Origin of the sequence: uncultured Stenotrophomonas sp., assembly GCF_945952405.1 — a bacterium.
Lineage (GTDB): Bacteria > Pseudomonadota > Gammaproteobacteria > Xanthomonadales > Xanthomonadaceae > Stenotrophomonas.
The window spans coordinates 45,451-70,394 of sequence record NZ_CAMFIA010000021.1; the positions used below are offsets into that span (position 1 = coordinate 45,451).

General features: G+C 64.9%; 17 protein-coding genes. 10 read left to right on the forward strand and 7 right to left on the reverse strand.

From position 1 onward, the window contains the following. Positions 1–94: 94 nt before the first annotated feature. A complete protein-coding gene (locus tag Q0P60_RS17370) occupies positions 95–802 on the reverse strand; it encodes a hypothetical protein (RefSeq protein ID WP_294996415.1) in 708 nt (235 codons plus the stop codon). Between the two features lie 503 nt (positions 803–1,305). On the opposite strand from Q0P60_RS17370, the gene Q0P60_RS17375 reads away from it, so the two are divergent. The 3 genes from Q0P60_RS17375 to Q0P60_RS17385 are packed head-to-tail and all read left to right on the forward strand — an operon-like array spanning position 1,306 to position 2,579. Then, entirely contained in the window at positions 1,306–1,977 is a 672-nt protein-coding gene (locus tag Q0P60_RS17375) for a dienelactone hydrolase family protein (RefSeq protein ID WP_294996418.1), read from the forward strand. Further along, positions 1,974–2,396, forward strand: a complete 423-nt coding sequence (locus Q0P60_RS17380; RefSeq protein WP_049447711.1) for an HIT family protein — start codon at positions 1,974–1,976, stop codon at positions 2,394–2,396. The genes Q0P60_RS17375 and Q0P60_RS17380 overlap by 4 nt, the downstream gene beginning before the upstream one ends. Positions 2,397–2,411: 15 nt before the next feature. After that, positions 2,412–2,579 (forward strand): DUF5668 domain-containing protein, encoded by a 168-nt coding sequence (locus Q0P60_RS17385; protein ID WP_005418011.1) that lies wholly within the window; start codon positions 2,412–2,414, stop codon positions 2,577–2,579. Between the two features lie 75 nt (positions 2,580–2,654). Here Q0P60_RS17385 and dcd read toward each other — a convergent pair whose 3' ends face one another. Beyond that, entirely contained in the window at positions 2,655–3,227 is a 573-nt protein-coding gene (gene dcd, locus Q0P60_RS17390) for a dCTP deaminase (RefSeq protein ID WP_093999811.1), read from the reverse strand. Between the two features lie 78 nt (positions 3,228–3,305). Next, positions 3,306–4,160, reverse strand: a complete 855-nt coding sequence (gene apbC, locus Q0P60_RS17395; protein ID WP_033834539.1) for an iron-sulfur cluster carrier protein ApbC — start codon at positions 4,158–4,160, stop codon at positions 3,306–3,308. A 213-nt stretch (positions 4,161–4,373) separates the two neighbouring features. Here apbC and Q0P60_RS17400 point away from each other — a divergent pair, with 213 nt between their 5' ends. The 5 genes from Q0P60_RS17400 to Q0P60_RS17420 all read left to right on the forward strand — a co-directional run bounded on the left by Q0P60_RS17400 (position 4,374) and on the right by Q0P60_RS17420 (position 17,140). After that, positions 4,374–7,181: a TonB-dependent receptor gene (locus tag Q0P60_RS17400; protein ID WP_294996431.1), complete on the forward strand. Its 2,808-nt coding sequence runs from the start codon at positions 4,374–4,376 to the stop codon at positions 7,179–7,181. A gap of 386 nt (positions 7,182–7,567) precedes the next feature. Then, positions 7,568–10,540 (forward strand): TonB-dependent receptor, encoded by a 2,973-nt coding sequence (locus Q0P60_RS17405; RefSeq protein ID WP_294996434.1) that lies wholly within the window; start codon positions 7,568–7,570, stop codon positions 10,538–10,540. 91 nt (positions 10,541–10,631) lie between these two features. Next, positions 10,632–12,659 (forward strand): prolyl oligopeptidase family serine peptidase, encoded by a 2,028-nt coding sequence (locus Q0P60_RS17410; RefSeq protein ID WP_294996437.1) that lies wholly within the window; start codon positions 10,632–10,634, stop codon positions 12,657–12,659. Positions 12,660–12,828: 169 nt separating this feature from the next. After that, positions 12,829–14,931: a M13-type metalloendopeptidase gene (locus Q0P60_RS17415; protein WP_294996440.1), complete on the forward strand. Its 2,103-nt coding sequence runs from the start codon at positions 12,829–12,831 to the stop codon at positions 14,929–14,931. Positions 14,932–15,130: 199 nt separating this feature from the next. Next, positions 15,131–17,140, forward strand: a complete 2,010-nt coding sequence (locus tag Q0P60_RS17420; protein ID WP_294996443.1) for a M13 family metallopeptidase — start codon at positions 15,131–15,133, stop codon at positions 17,138–17,140. Between the two features lie 143 nt (positions 17,141–17,283). Here the strand turns inward: Q0P60_RS17420 and Q0P60_RS17425 are convergent, their stop codons facing one another. After that, positions 17,284–20,307 (reverse strand): TonB-dependent receptor, encoded by a 3,024-nt coding sequence (locus tag Q0P60_RS17425; RefSeq protein WP_294996446.1) that lies wholly within the window; start codon positions 20,305–20,307, stop codon positions 17,284–17,286. Between the two features lie 318 nt (positions 20,308–20,625). Here Q0P60_RS17425 and Q0P60_RS17430 point away from each other — a divergent pair, with 318 nt between their 5' ends. Both Q0P60_RS17430 and Q0P60_RS17435 read left to right on the forward strand, forming a co-directional pair. Next, positions 20,626–21,120 carry a VOC family protein gene (locus Q0P60_RS17430; protein WP_294996449.1) on the forward strand — a complete coding sequence of 165 codons (495 nt, stop codon included), beginning with the start codon at positions 20,626–20,628 and terminating at the stop codon, positions 21,118–21,120. Positions 21,121–21,194: 74 nt separating this feature from the next. After that, on the forward strand, positions 21,195–22,778 hold the full coding sequence (locus Q0P60_RS17435; protein WP_294996489.1) for an NAD(P)/FAD-dependent oxidoreductase: 1,584 nt from the start codon (positions 21,195–21,197) through the stop codon (positions 22,776–22,778). A 104-nt stretch (positions 22,779–22,882) separates the two neighbouring features. Here the strand turns inward: Q0P60_RS17435 and Q0P60_RS17440 are convergent, their stop codons facing one another. From Q0P60_RS17440 to Q0P60_RS17450, 3 genes are all read right to left on the reverse strand, one after another. Next, positions 22,883–23,557, reverse strand: a complete 675-nt coding sequence (locus Q0P60_RS17440) for a rhomboid family intramembrane serine protease (protein ID WP_294996491.1) — start codon at positions 23,555–23,557, stop codon at positions 22,883–22,885. A 93-nt stretch (positions 23,558–23,650) separates the two neighbouring features. Then, positions 23,651–23,989: an MGMT family protein gene (locus Q0P60_RS17445; protein ID WP_263468960.1), complete on the reverse strand. Its 339-nt coding sequence runs from the start codon at positions 23,987–23,989 to the stop codon at positions 23,651–23,653. Continuing rightward, positions 23,986–24,906 (reverse strand): DMT family transporter, encoded by a 921-nt coding sequence (locus Q0P60_RS17450; protein WP_294996498.1) that lies wholly within the window; start codon positions 24,904–24,906, stop codon positions 23,986–23,988. The genes Q0P60_RS17445 and Q0P60_RS17450 overlap by 4 nt, the downstream gene beginning before the upstream one ends. Positions 24,907–24,944 lie beyond the last annotated feature (38 nt).

Below are 24,944 nucleotides of genomic sequence, written 5' to 3' on the forward strand. Positions count from 1 at the left end.
CGCTGCGTGACCGGCACGGGGGCCCGCCCCTGTGGCGAGGCCCAACAGCCGGGTCGAATCGCAGATTACGGGACCAGCTCATTGGATCAGGGCATCAATACACGTTGATTGATCCGTTGTTTGTTGAGCAAACCCGCGGAATGCACGCCGACATGGCCGTCGGAATGACTCCCCGCCTTACGCCGATGCATACAACCTGAAGGGTATACGTGCCGGTGAATGGACCGGTGTGTTCATCGCTTGCGGACGTCGTGCAGCGCCCATTATCAAGAGACAGTGCCCCGCTGGCCTTTCCCGCCAATGAGCTTTGAGAACGGGCCGTTCCAACCGAATTGAAATTGACGCCGATTGGCGCACTGCCACTGGGCGCCAATGCGAAAACATAATAGCCCGCCAAGGGTTGCACCATGTCACTGGCGGATGGCTTGAATTTCGCAGCTGGATCCGACTCGCCTTCACAGGACCAACCGACCACTGCCGATTCGCCGGAAATGATAGTTTCGCCATGCCTCGCCTTTGAATTGGTGACTTCACAGGCGGCTTGATGATAGAGCTTTGTGGGCTCGGTCTGGTCATTGTAGCGATACACGTAGCCGCCCTTTCCATCCTTGAAAAGGCGCACCTGGACGGTCACTTCCCCGCCGTTGAAATCGGAAAGACGCACAGTCCGCTCGACCCACTGCTTTCCATCCGATGACGCCATCTGGCGGTCCTGATATGTCGGCTGATTGGCCAAGGCCACTGCGGGGATTGCTGCAGCCAACAGCGCAGACAAAACACCAAATCCCTTTTGGATCTTCATCTATGAAACTCCATTTGACGGACGTCCGTGCCTTCTACGCCACGCCTGGAAAACAGGTCAAGTAACGATAAACCGATCGCCGAGTTAATAAAATTTCGCCCGGATCCACAATGTGATTCACGACACGGACCACCTGTTGCATCAGCCAGTTATTCAATTGCCGGCGCCGGATAAATCCACCAGACCTCCCGTTCACGCATCGAAGGTGAATCAGGAATAACTCGCCCAGGAAGCGATGATTCCCAGAGAACAAACCGGGCGCGCATCGACTGCATTGACGACACCCGCCATAGCGCAGGCGGGCAGCCAGGCTGACCACACCGCCCTTGGGTCCACCCGCAACATGGAATCGCGGGACCATGAAGCCTGAAAGGCGCCAGCACACCGGGGGGTGGCGGCCACGCCCCGAACGGCCAGCCGCCCGATCACGCACAGCCGCTGACACCGCGCTAACCCGCCCAGCGCCGACAATGCGTTCTGTTCCCCGCAACGAGGTAGACACGATGGCCGAATGGATCACCCTGGACACGCATCACGGCCCGGTACGGGCCTGGCAGGCCCTGCCGGAGGGCACCCCGCGTGGCGGGCTGGTGGTGGTGCAGGAAATCTTCGGCGCCAACCCGCATATCCGCGGCGTCGCCGAACGCTTCGCCGCCGAAGGCTATGCGGTCCTGGCACCCTCGTTCTTCGACCTGGTCGATGGCGCCGAGGCCGATCCGGACGCCCTGCCCTACGACGCCGACGGCGTGAAGCAGGGCCTGGAACGGGTCGCCGCGCTTGGCATGGAGAAGGCGCTGGAAGTCGTGCGCGCCGCCGCCACGCGGCTGGCCCCGCAGGGCAAGGTGGGGACGGTCGGCTATTGCTGGGGCGGCACCGTGGCCATGCTGTCGGCGCTGCGCCTGGGCCTGCCCTCGGTCAGCTATTACGGTGCGCGCAACGTCCAGTTCCTCGATGAGCCCCCCAAGGCCCCGCTGATCTTCCACTTCGGCGCCCAGGACCGCAGCATCCCGCCGGAGGCGGTGCAGGCCCACCGCGAGAAGCTGCCGCAGATGGCCACCTACGTCTACCCGGCCGACCATGCCTTCAACCGCGAGGTCGGACATGCGTATGATCCAGACAGCGCCGCCCTGGCGCTGCAACGCACCCTGGACTTCTTCTCGGAGCATCTTGGATGAGCGATTTCGAACTCGATTCACGCCTGGCCACCGATAGCGTGCTGGTGGCCGAAGGACCGTTGTCGCAAGTGCGGTTGATGAACGACGAACGATTCCCCTGGCTGGTGCTGGTTCCGCGCCTGGCCGGGGTGACCGAATGGATCGAGCTGGATGGCGAGCAGCAGGACAAGCTGCGCACCGAGCTCAATCGTGCCTGCAAGGCCCTGAAGGGCTCGGACGGGGTGGAGAAGATCAACATCGGCGCACTGGGCAACATCGTGCGCCAGCTGCACTTCCATGTGATCGGCCGCCATGACGGCGATCCGGCCTGGCCGGGCCCGGTCTGGGGCAGTGGCCCGGCCCACCGCTACGAGCCGGCGGCGCTGGACCAGCATGTCGCCTACTGGAAGGAACGGCTAGGATATCCAGCCCACTCCTGAGCCTTCGCCGACCCGATGCGATTCAACCTCGTTGCCGCCGTCCTGCTGATCCTGATCGGCCTGTTCATGCTTGCCAGCAATCTCGGCTGGACGCACCTGAACCTGTCCAAGCTGCTGTTGACCTGGTGGCCGGTGGCACTGGTGGGCGTCGGCATCGCGATGCTGTTCGGTCGCGGCAAATAACAAAGGCGGCGCAATGCGCCGCCTTTGTTCCCTGCAGCGCCGCGCGTCGCCCGGCGCTGCAACGGCCTGCCGCCATCAGGTGCGCGGCAGCGTCACCCCGGTCTGGCCCTGGTACTTGCCACCGCGATCGCGGTACGAGGTTTCGCAGACGTCATCGGCGGCCGCCTGGAAGAACAGCATCTGCGCCACGCCTTCGTTGGCGTAGATGCGCGCCGGCAGCGGCGTGGTATTGCTGAATTCCAGGGTGACGTGGCCTTCCCACTCCGGTTCCAGCGGGGTCACGTTGACGATGATGCCGCAGCGCGCGTAGGTACTCTTGCCCAGGCACACCACCAGGGTGTCGCGCGGGATGCGGAAGTACTCCACGGTGCGCGCCAGCGCGAAGCTGTTCGGCGGAATGATGCACTCATCGGCGGTGATGTCGACGAAGCTGCCCGAGTCGAAGTGCTTGGGATCGACGATCGTCGAGTTGATGTTGGTGAACACCTTGAACTCGCGCGAGCAGCGCACGTCATAGCCATAGCTGGACGTGCCGTAGCTGACGATGCGCTCACCGTTGGCCTGCTTGACCTGCCCTGCCTCGAACGGCTCGATCATGCCGTGCTGCTCGGACATGCGGCGGATCCAACGGTCACTCTTGATACTCATGCTCTGTCCTGGGGTACGAGGGGGCGCGAGGATTCTAGCAGGGGGCCGGGTGCCGACGGCGGCCCCCCGCCCCGCTGTTCAGAGCAGCGACGACAGGATCGGGATCGATGCCCGCGGGCGCTTGCCCACTTCCTCGATCAGGCGCTGTGCCGCATGGCGATAGGCCTGGGCCGGGACCGAATCCGGTTGCGCCACGGTGATCGGGGTACCGGCATCGCCCTGCTCGCGGATGCCGATCTGCAGCGGCAGCGACCCCAGCAGCGGCACGCCGTACTGCGCGGCCATGCGCTCGCCGCCCCCTTCGCCGAACAGGTGCTCGACATGCCCGCAGTTGCTGCAGGTGTGCACCGCCATGTTCTCGACGATGCCCAGCACCGGCACCTCGACCTTCTCGAACATCTTCAGCGCCTTCTTTGCATCCAGCGTGGCGATGTCCTGCGGCGTGGTGACGATCACCGCACCGGCCAGCGGGATCTTCTGGGTCAGGGTCAACTGGATGTCACCGGTGCCTGGCGGCAGATCGATCAGCAGGAAGTCCAGGTCATCCCACAGGGTGTCGTTGAACAGCTGGGTCATCGCCGAGGTGGCCATCGGCCCACGCCAGATCATCGGCGTGTCCTCTTCAATCAGGTAGCCGATCGACATGGTGTCCACACCGAACGCGCGCAGCGGCTCGATGCTCTTGTTGTCGGGGCTTTCCGGACGCCCGGACAGGCCCAGCATCGCCGGCACGCTCGGACCATAGATGTCCGCATCCAGCACTCCGACGCGCGCACCCAGCTGCTGCAGCGCAACCGCCAGGTTGACGGCAGTGGTCGACTTGCCGACACCGCCCTTGCCCGAGCCGACCGCAATGACATTGCGGATGCGGGCATGTGGCGTCAGTCCCTTCTGGACCTGGCTGGCATGGGGGCGGCGGGGGGAACTGTTCACTACGGGCACCAGCGGTATCAGGGGGAATAACCCAACATCATACAAGCTGGACGTAGCCTGACTGAAATTCAGGATTGCTACAGATTCGTGCACAGATTGTTAAGTTCATGTTACGTTCCTGAAGCACTGTTTTGGGCTGCGGGGCTGGTTACCAGCGCGCACGATGGCGCATGCGCAGTGCCGATTTTGTTTTTTGCTCTTTATTGGAACTACATGAACTACGTAAGCAACACCGCACGTCGCAACACGCTCGCTGTCGCCCTGATTTCCGCACTGATGGCCGCCGCCCCGGCAATGGCCCAGGACAAGGCGACCAACCTGGACAAGATCACCGTCACCGGTTCGCTGATCCCGCAGACCCAGGTCGAAACCCAGACCCCGGTGATGTCCATCACCGCCGAAGACATCCAGACCCGTGGCTTCAGCAGCGTTGCTGAAGTGCTGCAGCAGTCCTCGCTGACCACCGGCGGCCTGCAGGGTGGCCAGACCTCGGGTTCGTTCACCCAGGGCGCCGAAGCCGCCGGCATGTTCGGCCTGAACCCGGGCTACACCAAGTACCTGATCAACGGCCGCCCGATGCTCTCGTATCCGGCGCTGTACAACGGTAGCGACACCTTCAACAACATCAGCGGCATTCCGATCGACATCGTCGAGCGCATCGAAGTGCTGCCGGGCGGCCAGTCCTCGCTGTACGGCTCGGACGCGATCGCCGGCGTGGTCAACATCATCCTGAAGGAGCGCATGGACGGCGGCACGATGACCGTCCGTGGTGGCACCTACACTGAAGGCGGCGGCGGCAACATCCGCTTCAGCGCGGCCAAGGGCTTCAACGCGTTCGACGACCGCTTCCATGCGCTGGTCAACGTGCAGATCGAAAACGGCAGCCCGATCTGGGGCTACCAGCGCGATATCACCAAGCAGAACAACCCGGTCGGCTACACCGCACAGGTGCCGTCGAACGACTTCGCGGTCATCACCAACGCTGACAACAAGCTGCTGATGATGGATCCGAGCCGCTGCGCCAACGTCGCCGGCCTGTACGACGGTACCACCGTCGTCGGCAAGCGCGCCTCGGGCGAGTCCTGCGGTTCGGTGTACAGCGCCGGCTACAAGACCCTGAAGAACGGCAAGAACAGCGGCCAGTTCTACTCGTCGATGACCTTCGACGTGAACGACAACTTCCAGCTGTTCGCCGACGTGCTGTACAGCAAGGAAAAGACCGAGTTCACCTCCGGCTCCAGCGCCCTGTGGTGGGGCACCAAGTCGGTCATGGGCGGTTTCTACGACCAGAACTCCGGCAAGGTCGTGAACCTGCAGCGCGCCTTCGCGCCGGAAGAAATCGGCCCGGGCGACTACAACAACATCCTGAACTCGGATGAGAGCCGCGCCTACCAGGTCACCCTGGGCGGCAAGGGCATGGTCGGCAACTGGGATTACAGCGCCAGCTTCACCCGTGGCGAGTACCGCCTGGACCAGAACCGCTTCGTGCGCTGGAAGGACAAGATCGAAGACTTCTTCGGCCAGACCGTGCTGGGCCCGCGCCTGGGCACCTACACCGATCCGAACGACCCGACCGCCGAGTACGGTATCTACAACCCGAACTACGCCGCGTTCTACTCGCCGATCACCCCGGACCAGTTCGCCAGCTTCACCGGCTACGGCACCCACCACAGCAAGACCTGGCAGAACCTGGGCCGCGTGCAGGTGACCAACGGTTCGCTGTTCAGCCTGCCGGGCGGTGACGCCGGCCTGGCCGTCGTCCTGGAAGGTGGCAGCGAAGGCTGGGACTACTCGCCGGACCAGGCATTCGTCAAGGGCAACGTGTGGGGCACCACCGCCGTCGCCGGCGCCGGCCACCGCAGCAACTACGCGGTCACCAGCGAACTGCGCATGCCGCTGCACGACAAGCTGACCGTCAGCGCGTCGGGTCGTTATGACGCCTTCAAGATCGCCGACAAGACCGTCGACAAGGCCACCTACAGCATCGGCCTGGAATTCCGTCCGATCGAGAGCCTGCTGCTGCGCGGCAAGTACGGCACCGCGTTCCGCGCGCCGACCCTGTCCGATGCCTTCCAGGGCATGAGCGGCTCGTACGCGTCCGGCCAGAACGATTACTACCGCTGCAGCCAGATGGGCTACGGCCTGCGTGACGAGGCCTGCTCGTTCTACAAGAACACCTCGGTGTACAGCGAAAAGTCCGGCAACCCGGACCTGAAGCCGATCACCGCCGACGTGTGGAGCGCAGGCGTGGTGTGGGCCCCGGTGAGCAACTTCTCGCTGTCGGCCGACTACTACAACTGGAAGATCAAGAACGAGGTCAAGACCCTGAGCACCGACCAGCTGCTGCTGGCCGAGTACCAGTGCCACAACGGCCTGCCGAACAACACCTCGGCCAGCTGCCAGAACGTGACCGACTGGGTGAGCCGCGACGCCGGTGGCAACCTGACCCGCGTGTACACGCCGAAGCTCAACGTCGCCAGCCAGAACCTGGAAGCGGTGACCGTGGCGGCCAAGTACCAGCAGGATATCGGCCGCTTCGGCTCGCTGATGTTCTCCGGCAACTACACCAACATGCTGAAGCGTGAAGTGCAGCCGATGCCGGGCGCCGCCAAGCTCGACCTGCTGAGCGACCCGTACAACATGTGGTACTACGACAACTTCGCCAAGGTTCGCGGCGATCTGTCGGTGGCCTGGAACATCGCCAAGTTCACCACCACCGTGTACGCCAACTACGTCGGCAGCACCCCGAACTACCTGGCCTACACCGGCCGCAGCTATGGCTACGTCCACTCCTCCGGCGCCAAGGCCGGCAAGTGGGGTTCGTACACCACGTACAACCTGAGCATGAACTACCAGGCACAGGACGATCTGGTCCTGTCGCTGATGGTCAACAACGTGTTCAACAAGCTGCCGGAAGGCCAGCGCTACAACTACCCGGGCAACGAATCGACCCCGTTCAACGACGGCTTCTACAGCGTCTACGGCCGCCAGATCTCGGCCCAGGTCAAGTACAACTTCTGATCCCGTCGTTTTCCGGACTTCGTGTCTGGACCAGGCCCCGCTTCGGCGGGGCCTTTTTTTTGGGGCCGGGGCGGGCTTGCCGGAATCGTTCAGCGTCCAGACATGTTTCGCGATACTCACATAAAACAATAACAATCAATCACTTGGATCAATTTAGATCGAACTATACAGGGAGCACCGGGGCTCCGGACCATAGCTTGATGACTCCCTTATGAACGTTTGACAGCGTCAGTTAATGTCGTGTTAATCTCGAGTTACCGGCAGGTGAAGCCGGTATCGCCGGGAGGCGGCAGGGTACTGCCGGGACCGGGCAAGGGGCACACGGAGACGCCCGCAAGGCAAGTCCCCGGTGTACGACGCAATCATTGGATTCAAGGGGATTTCAGATGATCAATCGCAAGTCGCTCGGCCGGCATCCGCTGAGCTTTGCCCTCGCTACCGCCGTGCTGCTCGCCGCAGCGGCGCCGGCGATCGCCCAGGATGGCGGCTCGACGCAGACCGCCGAGGAAGCGGCCAAGTCGAAGGCCACCAACCTCGACACGGTGACCGTTACCGGCTCGCGCATCAGCCGCGACGTGTTCAACTCGGTGTCCCCGGTGCAGGTCGTGACCCGTGAGGAAACCACCCTGGCCGGTTTCAACTCGACCACCGCCGCGCTGCAGAGCACTGCCGTGACCGCCGGCGCATCGCAGATCAACAACGCCTACGGTGGCTACGTCACCGACGGCGGCCCCGGCGCCAATACCCTCGGCCTGCGCGGCCTCGGCCCGACCCGCACCCTGATCCTGCTCAACGGTCGCCGCGTCTCGCCGGCCGGTTCGCGCGGCTCGGTGGGCTCGACCGACCTGAACGTGCTGCCGAACTCGATCGTCGACCGGGTCGAAATCCTGAAGGACGGCGCCTCCTCGATCTACGGCTCCGACGCAGTCGCGGGCGTGATCAACATCATCACCAAGAAGAAGGTCGACGGCGTCACCTTCGAAGGCCAGCACAATGCGACCGACGGCGGCGGCGGCGACGAGCGTCGCTATGCGCTGACCTTCGGCACCACCGGCGAGCGTTCGCACTTCTCCGGTTCGTACGAGTACACCGTGCGCAATGCGCTCACTCTCGGCGACCGCGACTGGACCCGCTGCGCCACCTACAAGTACCGCGATCTCGATGTGGGCGACTACTGGGGCAGCGGCGACTTCATCGACCCGTTGACCGGCAAGTCGAAGTGTTACCCGCTGGACGGCGGCGGCGTGACCATCAACACCCTGGGCACCAACATGCGTACCGGCGTCGCCGCCGCCGGCGGCAGCGGTACCCGCTTCAACCGCTGGCGCCCGAATTCGGCGGTCACCACCGGTCTGGTCGGCTATGAAGGTGTCAACACGCTGAACCGCGACACCTTCGATCCGCAGATGCTCAACCAGTCGCTGATCTCGCCGGTCAAGACCCATACCGCGTACTTCCAGGGCGGCTTCGACCTCAATGCGCTGGGTGATGCCGAGCTGTACTACGAGTTCCTCGGCAACCACCGCAAGTCGACCCAGACCGGTTACCGCCAGCTGAGCCTGGACTACGCCGTGGGCAGCCCACTGATTCCGGCCAACCTGCGTGACAGCATCGCCGGCCCGGAAACGGCACTGACCAATGGCGAGCTGATGGGCGTGCGTGCCTTCATCGGTTTCGGCAATGACAAGAGCAAGCAGAACGTCGACTTCCTGCGCTTCAATGCCGGCCTGCGTGGCCACCTGAGCTCGGAATGGAACTATGACTTCAACGTCATGCATTCGCGCAGCGATGCCGACTACACCTTCGAGAGCTTCCTGACCAGCCGCCTGGCGCAGAGCCTGGACGTGGTCTCCAACGGCGCCGGCGGCTTCGTCTGCCGTGATGCCTCCAATGGCTGCATCGCCGCTCCGGCACTGAGCAACAACACCCTCGGCGGCCGCCTGCCGCAGGACTGGAAGGACTGGGTGTTCATCCCGGTCAAGGGCAACACGCTGTACAAGGAAACCACGGTCAACTTCAACGTCAACGGCCCGCTGTTCGAAATGCCGTATGGCTCGGCTGGCGGCGCGTTCGGCGTGGAATACCGCAAGGCCCGCATCGACGACAGCCCGTCGCAGTACTCGGTTGCCCAGGACCTGTACAACCTGACTGCCTCCTCGCCGACCCGCGGCAGCGACTCGGTGTTCGAAGCCTACGGCGAACTGGAACTGCCGCTGCTGTCCGGCGTCACCGGTGCCGAAGAGCTGACGGTCAACCTGTCCGGCCGCTACACCGACTACAAGTCCTACGGTTCCGACGAGACCTACAAGATCGGCACCCTGTGGACCCCGGTGAAGTGGCTGTCGTTCCGCGCCTCGTACGGCACCTCGTACCGTGCCCCGGCGCTGTTCGAACAGTTCCTGGGCGCCACCACCGGCTTCCTGCCGCAGTCGTCCGACCCATGCGACAACTACATCGAGGCGCAACCGTCGTCGATGCGCTACCGGAACTGCGCATCGCTGGGCCTGGATCCGGAGTTCGCCCAGCTGCAGGGCATCACCGTCTACACCCAGGGTGGCGCGGAAAACAACCTGAAGGCTGAAACCTCCACCGCCAAAACCTTCGGCGTGGTGCTGCAGCCGGAGTTCGGCCCCGCCTTTGGTGACCTGTCACTGGCCCTGGACTACTTCGACATCAAGGTCGAGAACGGCGTGCAGGACGCCGGCGGCGGCGCCATCCTGCGCAACTGCTACAACAGTTCGGCGGCCGACTTCGCTGCCGGCAACGGCCTGTGCCGGCTGATCCAGCGCGACCCGCAGACCAACCAGCTGACCGTCATCAACGGTTTCATCAACGTCTCCACCAACAAGGTCCGCGGCCTGGACTTCACCCTGCGCTACGTGCGTGATATCGGCCCGGGCGAGTTCCGTGCCACCCTGCAGGGCACGCACTACTTCGAGCAGACCAGCCAGCTGTTCTCGGACGATCCGAAGGTCGACTCGGCCGGCATGATCGGTTCGCCGCAGAACACCGCCACCCTGGACCTGAACTACAAGTGGAAGAACTGGCGCGTCCGCTACGGCCTGGACTGGATCGACAACATGGACAGCTACGCCTACTACGAGGAGCGCAACCCGGGCCTGTTCGATCCGGCCACCAGCCAGTACAAGCTGTACACCCCGAACTACTTCATCCAGGCAGCCTCGCTGCAGTATGAAGCGGACAAGTGGTCGGTCACCGGCGGCGTGCGCAATCTCGCCAACAAGAAGCCGCCGACCATTTCGCAGGATGTACTGAACACCGTCGGCAATGCACCGCTGTACAGTGGCTACGATTACTTCGGCCGCACCTACTTCGTGAACATCACCCGCTCGTTCTGATCCTGTTGTCACCCGCCGCCGCCCTTCGGGGCGGCGGTTTCGTTTACGGCCCCGGCCCTGCGCCGGGATCGTCCCGAGATCGAGGCAAGCAATGAAGCGAACCCTGCTGCTGGCGGCCCTGGCCAGCGTTTCTCCCTGGCTGCACGCCAAACCCGTCGCCCCCACCGTGGAGCAGCTGGCGGCCTTCCCCGCCATCTCCAGCCTGTCGCTGTCACCGGATGGCCAGCACATCGCGGGCCTGCGCGCCAATGGCGAAGAGCGCGTGATCGTGGTCTGGCGTACCGATGCGCTGGACAAGCCGCCGACGGTGATCGGCGCCAACCGGATGAAGTTCCAGAGCGTCTCGTTCATCAAGAACGGGCAGCTGGCGGTGGTGTTATGGCAGCCCTTCGACCTGCGCGCCGATCGCGTGACCAAGACCTTCGTCAGCAAGTTCTTCATCACCGACATCGAAGGCAAGCAGTGGAAGGAGCCCATCACGCCGCCGCGCGCCACCAGCCGCAATGAAGAGCTGGAGCAGGCCCTGTCCAACCCGACGGTGCTGGACACGCTTCCCAACGATCCCGACCACATCCTGGTGATCAACGGCAGTGGCGGCAGTTCCGGCGACGTCTACAAGGTCGACCTGCGCAGCTTCACTTCGCAGCGCGTGCAGAAGACCGAAGAACGGGTCGCCGGCTACGTCACCGACCTGGACAGCGAGCTGCGCGCGCGCCTGCGCCAGGACGTGGACGGCACCGGCGCATTCGTCGCCACCGAGTTCCGCAACACCGCCAGCGGTGCCTGGGAGGAACACTTCCGTTCCTACGTGAAGAACCGTGACGTCAACCAGGTGATCGGCTTCGCCGATGATCCGAACATCGCCTTCGTGCTCAGCAATGTCGGCCGCGACAAGGCCATCGTCTACGAGTACGACATCAGCGCACGCAAGCAGAAGGAAGTGCTGTACGAGCACAAGCTGTTCAATGCCAGCGCGATGAGCATCAACCGCTACCGCAATGGCGCGATTCCGTTCGGCGAGATCCTCGGCATCCGCTACGCGGGCCCGCGTGGCGACGACCTGCAGTGGACCTCACCGCGGATGAAGGCGCTGGACCAGGGCCTGCGCCAGGCGCTGGACATCCGCCAGGAGCCGCTGGAGATGGTTGATACCGCCAACGGCCAGCGCTTCACCAGCAACTACGACACCGGCCGCAGCTACCAGCTGATCGACTACACCGCGGACCTGTCGACGGTGCTGGTGGCCACCTCGGGGCCTTCGCATCCGCCCGAGTACCACCTGCTGCGCAACGGCAAGCTGACCCTGCTGGCCAAGACCTACCCCGATGTGCAGCCGGCCGCATTGGGCCGCACCCGGCTGGTCTATTACAAGGCGCGCGATGGCCTGGACATTCCGGCCTTCCTGACCACGCCGGATACCGAGCTGTGCGGTGCCGGCCCGTGGAAGGCGGTGGTGCACCCGCACGGCGGCCCATGGGCACGCGACGGCCTGGATTTCGACGGCTCGATGTGGGTGCCGCTGATGGCATCGCGCTGCATGGCCGTGCTGCGTCCGCAGTTCCGCGGCTCGGCCGATTGGGGCCGCAAGCTGTGGATGGCCGGTGACGCCGAATGGGGCCAGAAGATGCAGGACGACAAGGACGACGGCGCCAAGTGGATGATCGAGCAGAAGATCGCCCAGCCCGGCCACATCGCCATGTTCGGCTTCTCCTATGGCGGCTACTCCGCGTTCGCGGCGTCGGTGCGTCCCAACGGCCTGTACAAGTGCGCGATTGCCGGTGCCGGCGTTTCGGACATCAAGAAGATCTGGTCGCGGTTCTACACCAATCCGTTCTTCCGCCAGGCACAGGCGCCGACCGTGGCCGGCCTGAACCCGCTGGACAAGGCCGGCGAGATGAAGATCCCGTTGATGGTCTACCACGGTGACCGCGACCGCACTGTGCCGATCGAGCAATCGGAATGGTTCGTCAACAAGGCCAAGGGCTCGGGCCAGCCGGTCGAGTTCCACGCCATCGCCGACTATGCGCACGGCCCGGCCTGGACCCGCAAGATCATGGCCGACCAGCTGCACCTGATCGATGACTACCTCGGCAAGGGCTGCGGCGGCGGCGGCCTGTAATCGCTGCCTCACCCATGCAAGGGCGTCCACGCGGCGCCCTTGCACGTTCTGGCCCTTGCGCCCGGGCATGACCTTCGACACCCTTGCAGGGCAGGCCGGCGGCGTATCGTTCGGCCCACGGCCGTCCCTGCGGCCCTTCCCTGACTCACTCGGCCTGGAGGCCATTCAAGTGACCCGTACTCCCAAGATCGTGCTGCTGACCCTGGCCGTTTCGGCCGCGCTGGTCGGCTGCGGCAAGACTGAAGCCCCGGCCAAGGACGCCACCGCCTCCACGCCGGCTGCCGCCGAAGCCACCCACTACACCCTGGACGAGAGCAAGCTGCCGGCCTACAACGCCTTCCAGGCCAGCGACCTGGATACCAGCAAGGACGCCTGCGGCGCCTTCGGCGACTACGTCAACAGCAAGTGGCTGGCCGCCAATGAGATTCCGGGCGACCGCACCAGCTGGGGCGCCTTCACCATCCTCGACGAGCGTTCGGTCGCGGTGCAGCACCAGCTGGCCGAGCAGGTCGCGCAGGTGAAGAACCCGAACCACATTGAGAAGATCGTCGGCGACCTGTGGGCCACCGGCATGGACGAAGCCAAGATCAACGCCCAGGGCATCGAGCCGCTGAAGGCCGACCTGAGCGCGATCGACGGCCTGCAGGACAAGGCAGCCATCGCCAACTACCTGCGCACCAGCGCGGCCAAGGGTGACAACATCCTGTTCGGCTTCGGTGCCGAAGCCGACTTCAAGAACTCGGCCGTGAACATGGCCTACGCCAGCCAGGGCGGCCTGGGCCTGCCCGACACCACCTATTACACCGATGCCAAGAACGCAGACAAGCTGAAGGCCTACCAGGCGCACGTCGCCAAGGTGCTGGAGCTGTCCGGTGTTGCCGCCGCCGACGCCGCCAAGCAGGCTGAGGAAGTGGTCAAGTTCGAAACCCGCCTGGCCAAGGCCTCCAAGTCGCGCGTCGAGCTGTCGCGCAACGTCGAGCTGTTCTACAACCCGGTCACCCTGGCCGACGCCGACAAGCTGACCCCGAACTTCAGCTGGACCGAGTTCTTCAAGTCGCAGGGCGTGGCCGCACCGGAGAAGTTCTCGCTGGCCATGCCGGCCTTCCATGAGGAAGTGAGCAAGGCGCTGGCCGACACCGATCCGTCGGTGTGGCGTGCCTACCTGCGCTTCCACACCGTGGACAGCGCCTCGCCGTACCTGGCCGATGCATTCGTGCAGGAGAACTACGAGTTCTACGGCAAGACCCTCAACGGCCAGAAGGAGCAGAAGCCGCGCTGGAAGCGCGTGCTGGGCACCATCGAGAACGATGCCGGCGAAGCCTTCGGCCAGCTGTACGTGAAGGTTGCCTTCTCGCCGGAAGCCAAGGCGAAGATGGAAGAGCTGGTGAAGAACCTGGCCGCGTCCCTGAAGGAACGCATCCAGGGCCTGAGCTGGATGAGCGAAGAAACCAAGGCCAAGGCCATCGCCAAGTGGGAGACCTTCACCCCGAAGATCGGCTACCCGGACAAGTGGCGTGACTGGTCGGGCCTGCAGACCCAGCGCGACAGCTTCCTGGGCAACGTGCGTGCCGCCAGCGAATTCAACTACAAGTTCAACCTGTCCAAGATCGGCAAGCCGGTGGACAAGACCGAGTGGGGCATGACCCCGCAGACGGTCAATGCCTACTACAACCCGCTGCAGAACGAGATCGTGTTCCCGGCCGCCATCCTGCAGCCGCCGTTCTTCGACCCGAAGGCCGACGACGCGCTGAACTACGGCGGCATCGGTGCGGTGATCGGCCATGAAATGACCCATGGCTACGACGACCAGGGCGCGCGCTTCGGGCCGACCGGCAACATGGAAGACTGGTGGACCCCGGCTGACAAGAAGAACTTCGAAGGCCTGACCGGCAAGCTGGTCAAGCAGTTCGACCAGTACAAGGTCGACGGCCAGGCAGTGAACGGCCACCTGACCCTGGGCGAGAACATCGCCGACCTGGGCGGCCTGGCCACTGCCTACGACGCCCTGCAGAAGGCCACCGCCGGCAAGGAAGATGCGAAGGTCGACGGCTTCACCCGCGACCAGCGCTTCTTCTTCAACTGGGCCACCGTGTGGCGCACCAAGTACACCCCGGAAAACGCCAAGGTCCGCCTGGCCACCGACCCGCACGCTCCGGCGCAGTTCCGCGCCATGGGTGCGCCGTCGAACCTGCCGACCTTCGCTGCGGCATTCCAGTGCAAGGCCGGTTCGCCGATGGCCCGCACCGGCGAGCAGCAGGTGGTGATCTGGTAAGCCCCGGCTGACGCCAAGGCAGACCTGCGAAGGCCCGGGGATTCCCGGGCCTTTGTTTTTTGGCGGCGCCCGCCGTCCACGCATGGCGTGGATCTACGGATGCCGGTGTCCTGCGGGAGCGGCGTGATGCGTGCATGCCGCGTCGATGCCCGGCTTGCTATAGTGCGCGCGCCCTCAATCCATCACGGATTCGTTCCACATGCCCAATTTCCGTCCGCTTGCCATCGCCCTCGGCATCAGCCTGGCGACCCTGGTTCCGACCCACGATGCGTTCGCCGCCGCCAAGAAGAAAGCCGCCCGCGCACCGGCCGTCAGTGCCCAGTGCAGCGATTTCTACGACGCCACCAACGCAGGCTGGCTGAAGGCCAACCCGGTGCCGCAGACCGGTGCCACCACGGCGCTGGGCCAGCTGGTCGAGCGTAGCCGCCAGCAGCAGCGCGAACTGCTCGACGCCGCGATGAAGTCGCCGCAGGGCAACGTGCAGAAGCTGCTGGGTGACTTCTGGGCCAGTGGCCTGGACGAAGCCGCGGTGGAAGCGGACGGCTCCAACCCGATCGCGCCGCTGCTGACCCGCATCAACGCGATCAAGAAGGCCAAGGATGTTCCGGCCTCGATCGCCGCATTGCACCAGGTCGGCATCCCGGTGGCCTTCAACTTCGGCCCCGACGTCGACCTGAAGGCACTGGACCGCCATATCGGCTACTTCATGCAGGGCGGCATGGGCCTGCCGGACCCGGCGTTCTATACCCGTACCGACGCCGACACCGTGGCCCTGATGGGCCGCTACCGCAATTACGTCAAGCAGATCCTGACCCTGACCGGCACCCCGGCCGCCAAGTTGGACGCCGAGTCGCAGTCGGTGATCGCGCTGGAAACCGAGCTGGCGCGCAATGCGCAGTCGCTGGCCGGCATCAACAACCCGTTCAACAACTACGCGCCGATCTCCACCAAGGAGCTCAACAGCCGCTACCGCAACCTGCAGCTGGATGCCTTCCTGAAGGTGCAGGGCGTGGACGATGACCTCGTATCGCTGGCCGATCCGGGCCTGTTCAAGCAGCTCGACGGCATGGTCACCAAGCTCAAGCCGGAACAGTGGAAGGCCTACCTGCGCTGGCGCGTGGGCGACTCGATGGCGCCGTACCTGTCCAAGGCCTACCGCGATGCCGAGTTCGAATTCCGCGGTCGCGTGCTGCGCGGCGAGACCCTGCCGCCGCAGCGCTGGGAAGATGTGCTGGACGCGATCAACGTGGCCGCCGGCCCGATGGTCGGCCGTGAGTACGCGGCCCACTACCTGTCGGCCGAAGACCGCCGCCAGGCCGCATGGATCGTCGACAAGGTCCGCGAAGTGCAGATCGAGGCGGTCAAGAACAGCAGCTGGATGAGCGCCGAGGCCAAGACCGAAGCACAGGCCAAGCTGGCCGCACTGAAGATCGAGATCGGCACCCCGCTGCGCGACCTCGACTACAGCGTGCAGCCGATGGGCCGCGGCTCGTTCGGCAGCAACATGCTGATCGCTTCGACCTGGCGCCACCGCGAGGAAATGAAGCGCATCGGCAAGGGCAACGCCGACCGTCGCTGGGACGTGCTGCCGCAGCAGCCGTCGCTGGCCTACGACCTGGCGCAGAACCGCCTGATCGTCACCGCTGCGATCCTGCAGGGCCCGGTGTTCAATGCCAAGGCCGACGCCGCCGACAAGTTCGGCAGCTTCGGTGGCCTGGTCGGCCACGAGCTAACCCGTGCGATCGATGCCAAGGGCGCACTGGTCGACGCCAAGGGCGAGCTGCGCAGCTGGTGGACCCCGGCCGACAAGACCGCCTGGACCCTGCTCGGCAACCGCGTGGCCGCGCAGTACGGCGCCTACGACTTCCCGGGCGTGAAGGGGGCCAAGGTCAACGGCACGCTGACCCAGGAAGAAAACCTGGCCGACATCTCCGGCCTGGAACTGGCGTGGGCCGCATACACCGCGCAGGAGCCGAAGGCCAAGCAGGCACAGCAGCAGGGCTTCTTCCGCGCCTGGTCGGCACTGTGGGCGCAGCAGCTGTCGCCGAACGAGGCGGTACGCCGGCTGACCGCCGACATCCGTGCACCGGGCCTGTGGCGCAGCAACGGCACGCTGGCCAACCTGCCGGCCTTCGGTGCCACCTTCAGCTGCAAGGCCGGCCAGCCGATGCAGCGCAGCGAAGCCGAGCAGATCAAGGTCTGGCGCTGAGGCCGATGCCACAGTGATGCCACTGCCGTGACGAAAAGGGCGCCCTGCGGGCGCCCTTTTTGTTTGGCTGCGTTCCAGGAAAAAAGACCCCGGCAGTGCCGGGGTCCAGTTCACGCTATGGAGAGACAGATCGGACGCTGCGATCAGAAGTCGTACGACGCACTGACCCGGACCGAACGCGGTGCGCTGAAGTAGGTGCCCATGCCGTAGGTGTTGGAGACCGTGTACGGACCGTCCTCGAAGACCGCCTCGCTCTGCACTGCACGGCGCTGGTTCAGCACGTTGAAGACATCCAGGCCGATCGCCAGCTTGTGCTTGGCGAACGAGGGACGGTACATCACGCCCAGGTCGACGCGGGTGGTCCACGGCTGCCGGCCGGCATCACCCGGGCGCGACGGCTTGCCTTCGCAGTAGTGATACGCCGCGTCATAGCCCAGCGGATCGCTCTCGTCGGTGCCGTAGTAGCCCAGGCAGCTCTTCGGCGCCCCCGACATGATGCGCAGCGTCGCCGATGCCGACCACTCATCGTTGAACATGTACGCGCCGTAGCCCTTCAGCTGGTGGCGACGATCGTTGGCGAGGTAGCCACCGGCGTACTCCATCAGTGCGGCGGCATCCCAGTCCTGGGTCTTGGAGACGTCGTCCTGGCCGATGTCGGACTTCACCTGGCCTTCGGTGTTGCCGAAGCTGCGCGACCAGGTGTAGTCGAGGCGGCCGTACCACTTGTCGCTCAGCGGGTGCTCGATGAACAGGTCGACGGCGATGTAGTCACGCTTGGCCTTCTTGTTGCCATAGCCCCAGTCACTGGAGCTCATCTGCACCGGCGTGTAACCCGAACCATCCGCATGCTTGATCATGAAGGTGTTGGTCTTGCCCGGGTTGAAGATCACGCAGCCCGGGACTTCCAGGTTGCTGTCATCGATGCCCGATGCCGCCAGCTTCTCGTGGATGCGGTCGGAGTCGCAGGTATCGTCGATGGCGGTCTGCAGGCGACGATAGGTGAACTTGGCACCGGAGCTCCAGCGCTCGCCCAGCGTCTTCTCGAAACCAAGGATCAGCTCATCCTGGTACTGCGACTTCAGGTCGGTCGGTGCCACCGACAGCGGATCCGGCGTCTGGCCGTATTCGCCGTTGGCCGATACCGGGCCCGGGCCGAGCGCGGTCAGGCCCGTCGGATTACCGTTGGCATCGATGCCGCTGTAGGTGAAGTACTCACGGGTATAGGTCGAGGCCGAGGCGCCACGGATGGCCACGCTGTTCGGCAGTGCCAGGTAGTAGCGGCCGAGATTGGCGAACACCTTCAGCGACGAATCGCCGAACACGTCCCAGCTGGCGCCCAGGCGCGGTGCCCACTGGTCACCACTGTCGACGTAGGGCTTGGCGGCGCTGTTGTAGTTGGTGAACTTGTCGTTGCGGATACCCAGCGTCAGCAGCCAGTTCGGCGTGATCTGCCAGCGGTCTTCCAGGTAGTAGGCCTTCTGCTTGACCGACATGCTGGTGGTGGTGGAGAAGATGTACTTCTGCACGAAGTAGCCATTGCCACCCGGCGGGGTGATGTCGAAGCCGGGGTTCGGCGACGACGCCGGGTCGACGCGACCATACAGCCAGGCATAGCCCGGACCGGTCATCGCCTGGCCTTCGTTGTGGCCCTGGAAGTACATGTTGTCGATACCACCGGTCAGCTCGTGGTTGCCGATGCGGTACTGGAGGTCGACGCGCAGGCCGCGGGTCTTGCTGCCCGCGTCCGCGGACTTGGTGTACAGCGCCGACTGGTCATTGCGGATCGGGCGGCCGCCGGTGATCGCCGGATCCTGGTTGCCGGGGCTGCTGAGATAGGCACTGCCCGAATCCAGCGGATTGAACTCCAGGTTGCTTTCCTTGCTCCGGCCCCAGACCGCACTCAGGGTCAGATCGTCGTTCAAGTAGCCGGTGTACTTGAAGATGTCGAAATCATCCTTGAGCTTGGTGGTGTTCGGGAAGGTACCGGTGCGATCGCCTTCGGACAGGTCCGCGTAGTCGAACGACCGGTAGTAGCCGCCGTTGCGGTCGGTGTTCTGCACGCGGGTGTATTCCAGCGTGTTGCTGTCGTTGATGTTCCAGTCGATCTTTCCGTAGAACTTCGGCGCGTCGATGGTGTAGTGGTTGCGCACCTGCTGGGTTGCCGCGGCGCTGTTGGTGGACACGCCTTCGGTGCGGTCCTTTTCCGCCGCCAGGTGGATGAACAGGCGATCCTCGATCAGCGGACCGCTGGCATAGCCACTGTAGGTGGTGCGGGTCGCGACATCGTCCTTGCGGTAGCGATAGAGCGAGCCCGGCAGCGAGTCATCGGTGTAGCTGTAGCCGCTGGGCAGCTGGCGGTGGGGATAGATCACGGTGGCCGCCGAAGCGGACAGCGAATCCGGGGCCCAGGTGGCCTGTACCCCGAAATGCCATTCATTGGTGCCGCGCTTGCCGAGCTGGTTGATCACGCCGCCGGTGGAGCGGCCGTAACCGGCTCCGTAGCCGCCCATGAAGGTTTCCTGCTGGTCGATCGAGCCGTACGGCAGGCTGATGCCGCCCAGGTTGCTGAGCGGATTGTTGGCCAGGAAACCATTGAGGTAGTAGGCGTTCTCGGTGACGCTGGAGCCACCGAAGGACAGCACCGAGCGCGAACCATTGGTGAACGCACCACTGCCCGAAACGACGCCCGGTGCCAGCAACGCGATGGCTTCGGCGCTGCGGCCCAGCGGCAGCACGTCCAGCTGCTCGGAGGTGATGACCGACTTGGACACCGTGTTGGAGACATCGATCTTCGGCACATTGGCAGCAACGACGTTGACCGCCTCCAGGGTGGTGGCGGCGGTGCTGCCACCTGCGAAGGAGACCTCGGTACCGACACCGACCTTCAGCAGGACGTTGTCACGCTGCTCGACGGTCTGGCCATCGCGCTGCTGGCTGATGGTGTACTTGCCCACCGGCAGCGAGCCGAGGTTGTAGCGGCCATTGCTGTCGACGGTCGCCGAACGCTTCAGGCCCGTATCGCTCTGGACCACGATGGTGGTTCCGGCAGGGGCGCTGCCGTACAACGAACCGGTCGTGCTCTGCGCGGCGGCGGCGCCGATGAAAGAAGTCAGGACAACCGCAAGGGCGGTGCGCTTCAACCTCGTGACGTGCTTGCTGCTGGTCATGGAGTTTCCTTGATTCGATGAAGATCAGGCTGCTGTTGCAGAATCGCTGCACGGAGGCGACACCTCCGTTTCAGCTGAACCAAATCTTAATTTCATCAATTCTTAATTTGCAATGGCAGCTGAACGAAAATAACCAACTGAAATTAAAAGAAAAATTTCGACACAAACATGAATTTTATTCACGTTTCATTTAAAAATCAGTCGCTTGCGTCCCCATTCAGCCTTGGAGTGGCGGGGAGACTGGAGCAGCGCAGCACAGATTCCGGGTTAACGCGCGGCGTGCTATCGCTTGTGCCTCGCCCATCGCGGAGCCCGGACATGGCGCACAAGAACACGATCTGTGTGTGGTACGACAACGGCGCGCTCGAGGCCGCCACCTTCTATGCCAGCATCCTGCCCGACAGTGCGGTGACCGCCGTGCACCACGCCCCGGGTGACTATCCCGACGGCAAGGAAGGCAACGTCCTCACGGTCGAGTTCACCGTCTGCGGCATCCCCTGCGTCGGCCTCAATGGCGGCACCGCGTTCACCCATAGCGAGGCGTTCTCCTTCCAGATCCAGACCGAAGACCAGGCCGAGACTGATCGCCTGTGGAACGCGATCGTCGGCAACGGCGGGCAGGAGAGCCAGTGCGGCTGGTGCAAGGATCGCTGGGGCATCTCCTGGCAGATCAGCCCACGCATGCTGATCGAAGCAGTGACCAGCCAGGACAAGGCCCTGGCCAAGCGCGCCTTCAACGCGATGATGCCGATGAAGAAGATCGACATCGCCACCATCGAAGCCGCGATCCAAAAAGGGGACGGAGGGAATTAAGTCGTTTCCGCCCCCTGCCGGTCCCCCGATGCGAAGTGCGACTTAATCCCCTCCGTCCCCTTTTTGAGGTGCTGATGACCTGGGATGCGATCATCGTTGGCGGTGGCCACAACGGCCTGGTCTGCGCGGCCTATCTCGCGCGTGCCGGCAGGCGGGTGCTGGTGCTGGAACGCCGGGGCGTTCTTGGTGGCGCCGCAGTCACCGAGGAATTCCATCCCGGCTTCCGCAACTCGGTGGCGTCATACACGGTGTCGCTGCTGCAGCCGAAGGTGATCGACGACCTGCAGCTGCAGGCGCATGGGCTGCGCATCGTCGCGCGCCCGGCCAACAACTTCCTGCCGTTGCCCGATGGCCGCTACCTGCTGTCGGCGCCCGGCCGAACCCAGGCCGAGGTGGCCAAGTTCTCTGAACGCGATGCGCAACGCTTGCCAGCTTACGAAGCACGCCTGGAGATATTCGCCGATGTGCTGCGGACCTGGGCGCTGCGTGCGCCACCAGACCTGGGCCTGGCAGCCGGCTGGCGAGCACTGCCTGCGCTGTGGCAGATGGGCCGGCTCGGCCGCGAGCTGTCCGCTCTGGATGCCCCGCTGCGGCAGGAGCTGCTGGACCTGTTCACGCTGTCGGCCGCCGAGTACCTGGACCGCTGGTTCGAGAGCGAACCGATCAAGGCGCTGTTCGGCTTCGATGGCATCGTCGGCAACTATGCCAGCCCGTATACCCCGGGCAGCGCCTATGTGCTGCTGCACCACGTGTTCGGCCAGTGCAATGGCGTGAAAGGTGCATGGGGCCACGCGATCGGCGGCATGGGCGCGATCAGCCAGGCGATCGCCGCCTCGGCACGCGAGGCCGGCGCCGAGCTGCGCGTGGACGCCGCAGTGCAGAGCGTGCAGGTCGAGCATGGCCGCGCGGTGGGCGTGGCGCTGGGCAATGGCGAAATCCTGCGCGCACGCGCGGTGATCGCCAACGTCAATCCCAAGCTCCTGTACGAACAGCTGCTTGCGCCGGCGCAGGTCCCGGCGGCCACGCGCGAGCGGATGGCGAACTGGCGCTGTGCTTCCGGCACCTTCCGGATGAACGTTGCGCTGTCGCAGCTGCCGGACTTCCTCGCCCTGCCCGGGCCTGGCGAGCACCTCAGCGCGGGCATCATCATGGCGCCAAGCCTGGACTACATGGACCGCGCCTGGCTGGATGCACGCCGCGAGGGCTGGTCACGCGAACCGATCGTGGAAATGCTGATCCCCAGTACGCTGGACGATTCGCTGGCACCGCCCGGGCAGCACGTGGCCAGCCTGTTCTGCCAGCACGTGGCGCCGGTGCTGCCCGATGGGCGTCACTGGGATGATCACCGCGCAACCGTCGCCGACCTGATGATCGCCACCGTCGAGCGCCATGCACCGGGTTTCGCCGCCAGCGTGCTCGGCCGCCAAGTACTGTCGCCACTGGATCTGGAACGCAGCTTTGGCCTGCTCGGCGGCGACATCTTCCACGGCGCGCTGAGTGCCAACCAGTTGTTCTCGGCTCGACCGATGGTCGGCCAGGCCGGCTACCGGGGTGCCCTGCCCGGTCTGTACCTGTGCGGGGCCGGCACCCATCCTGGCGGCGGCGTCACCGGCGCGCCCGGGCACAATGCCGCGCAGGTGGTGCTGCAGGATCTCTGAAGGCGTACCGGGGAGATGCCGGGAAAGCAGGCCGACCGGGAAGCGTGCCGACCAACGGTCGGCAGCCACCGGTCGGCACCTGCAGCGTCAGCTGATCCGAAGGATCATTTGACGCTGCGCAGGTGGTTCGGGCGCTTCGGTGGGCCGGGAGGGCGACGCCTGTTGAACGGCGGCTGCCCGCGCCAGTAGCGGATCAGCAGCCAGCCGAACAGCATGCCGCCCAGGTGCGCGAAGTGGGCCACGCCCGGCTGCCAGCCCGTCATGCCCAGCACCAGCTCGCCCACACCGAACAGGATCACGAAGGTGCGCGCCTTCATCGGAATCGGCGGGAACAGCAGCATCACCCGCTGGTTCGGGAACAGCATGCCGTAGGCCAGCAGCAGGCCGAACACACCGCCGGAGGCACCCAGCACCGTGGCCGGGTTGTCCAGCAGCGTACCCACCAGCAGCTGGCAGACGCCGGCGCCGGCCACGCACACCAGGTAATACAGCAGGAAGCGCTTCTCGCCCCAGGTCTGCTCCAGCGGCGCGCCGAACATGAAGACCGCCAGCATGTTGAAGAACAGATGCATGAAGCTGCCATGCAGGAAGCCATAGGTCAGCAGCTGCCACGGCTGGAAGTTGCCGCCCGGCGAGAACGCATCGAAACCCTGCTGCAGCGGCTGCAGCATGAACGGTTCGAAGGTCTGCATGCCGAGCAGGAACGGCTGCTGCAGCAGGAACAGGATCGCGTTGGCGATCAGCAGGGCCTTGGTGACGGTTGGCAGTCGCGGGAACATGGGAGCACCGGCATGGAACGGCCTCCATCATAGCCGCAGCACCGTGACTTGTTGGCGACCTGCAGGCACGGCCCGTTCAGTCGCCAGCGGCGCTCAGCCCGGCCCCCAAACGGCGGCATCCAGCGCCGCCGCCGGATCGGACGCCGGCATCCGCACCCGGCCGTTCTCCACCACCACGCCCTCGGCACGCAGCCGCTGCGACTGCTCGCGCCAGCCGGCCGATCCTTCTTCCATCGCAATGCGCCCGTCCGAGCGCAGCACGCGATGCCAGGGCAGGTCCGGGTCGTCATTCTGGCCGAGGATGCGTGCGGTCAGCCGAGCGCGCCCGGGCAGGCCGGCGCGCATCGCCACCTGCCCATAGCCCATCACCTGCCCGGCCGGAATGGCGCGGATCACCGCCAGGATGCGCGCGCGCGCCTGCTCCGGCGTCATCGCCGCAGGCGGGTCACCAGCAGTACGCCGATCAGCACCAGCACGGTGCCGGCGATCTGCGCCGGCCCCATCGGTTCGTCGAGAAGCCATAGGCTCATCACGATGGTGGAAACGGGGCCCAGCATACCGACCTGCGCGGCCAACGACGAACCCACGCGCTGCACCGCCAGCATGATCGCCAACACCGGCAGCACCGTGCACACAGTGGCGTTGACCAGCGACAGCCACTGCACCGGCGCCGGTGCCCGCCACAGCAACGGCAGCGGATGGGTCAGCGCGAAATGCAGCAGCACCAGCACACTGGCCACGCAGCTGGCGTAGGCGGTCAGGCGCACGGCGCCGATGCGTGCGACCACCTGACCACTGCCGAACAGGTACAACGCATAACTGAGCGCACTGCCCAGCACCAGCAGGCTGCCGACAATGATCTGCCCTCCTTCGCGCTGCAGATCGTGACCGAAGGCGAGCAGCACGCCCAGGTAGCTCAGCGCCAGCGCGCCGACCTGCCAGCGACCGGGGCGCTGGCGCGCCAGCAGCACGTTGATCAGCAGCACCAGGGTCGGATTCAAGTACAGGATCAGCCGTTCCAGGGTCACGCTGATGTACTGCAGGCCCTGGAAATCGAGCAGGCTGGACAGGTAGTAGCCGGTGAAACCCAGCCACAGCACGCGGGCACGATCGGCCCAGGACAGCGGCTCGGTCCGGCGTGCGGCCCACAGCGCCATCAGCACGAACAGCGGCAGCGCCATCAGCATGCGCAGCGCCAGCAGCGTGGTGGCATCAACGCCGTGACGCAGGCCGAGCTTGACGATGATGGCCTTGCCGGATGCGGCGATGGCGCCGACCGCAGCCAGGCCGATACCGCCCAGCGCGATGCGCGGGGAGGCGGTGGCGATACGGGAAACGGGGCTGGACATCAGGACGACGGCGGGCCGCGGCAGGCGGCCACAGGGAA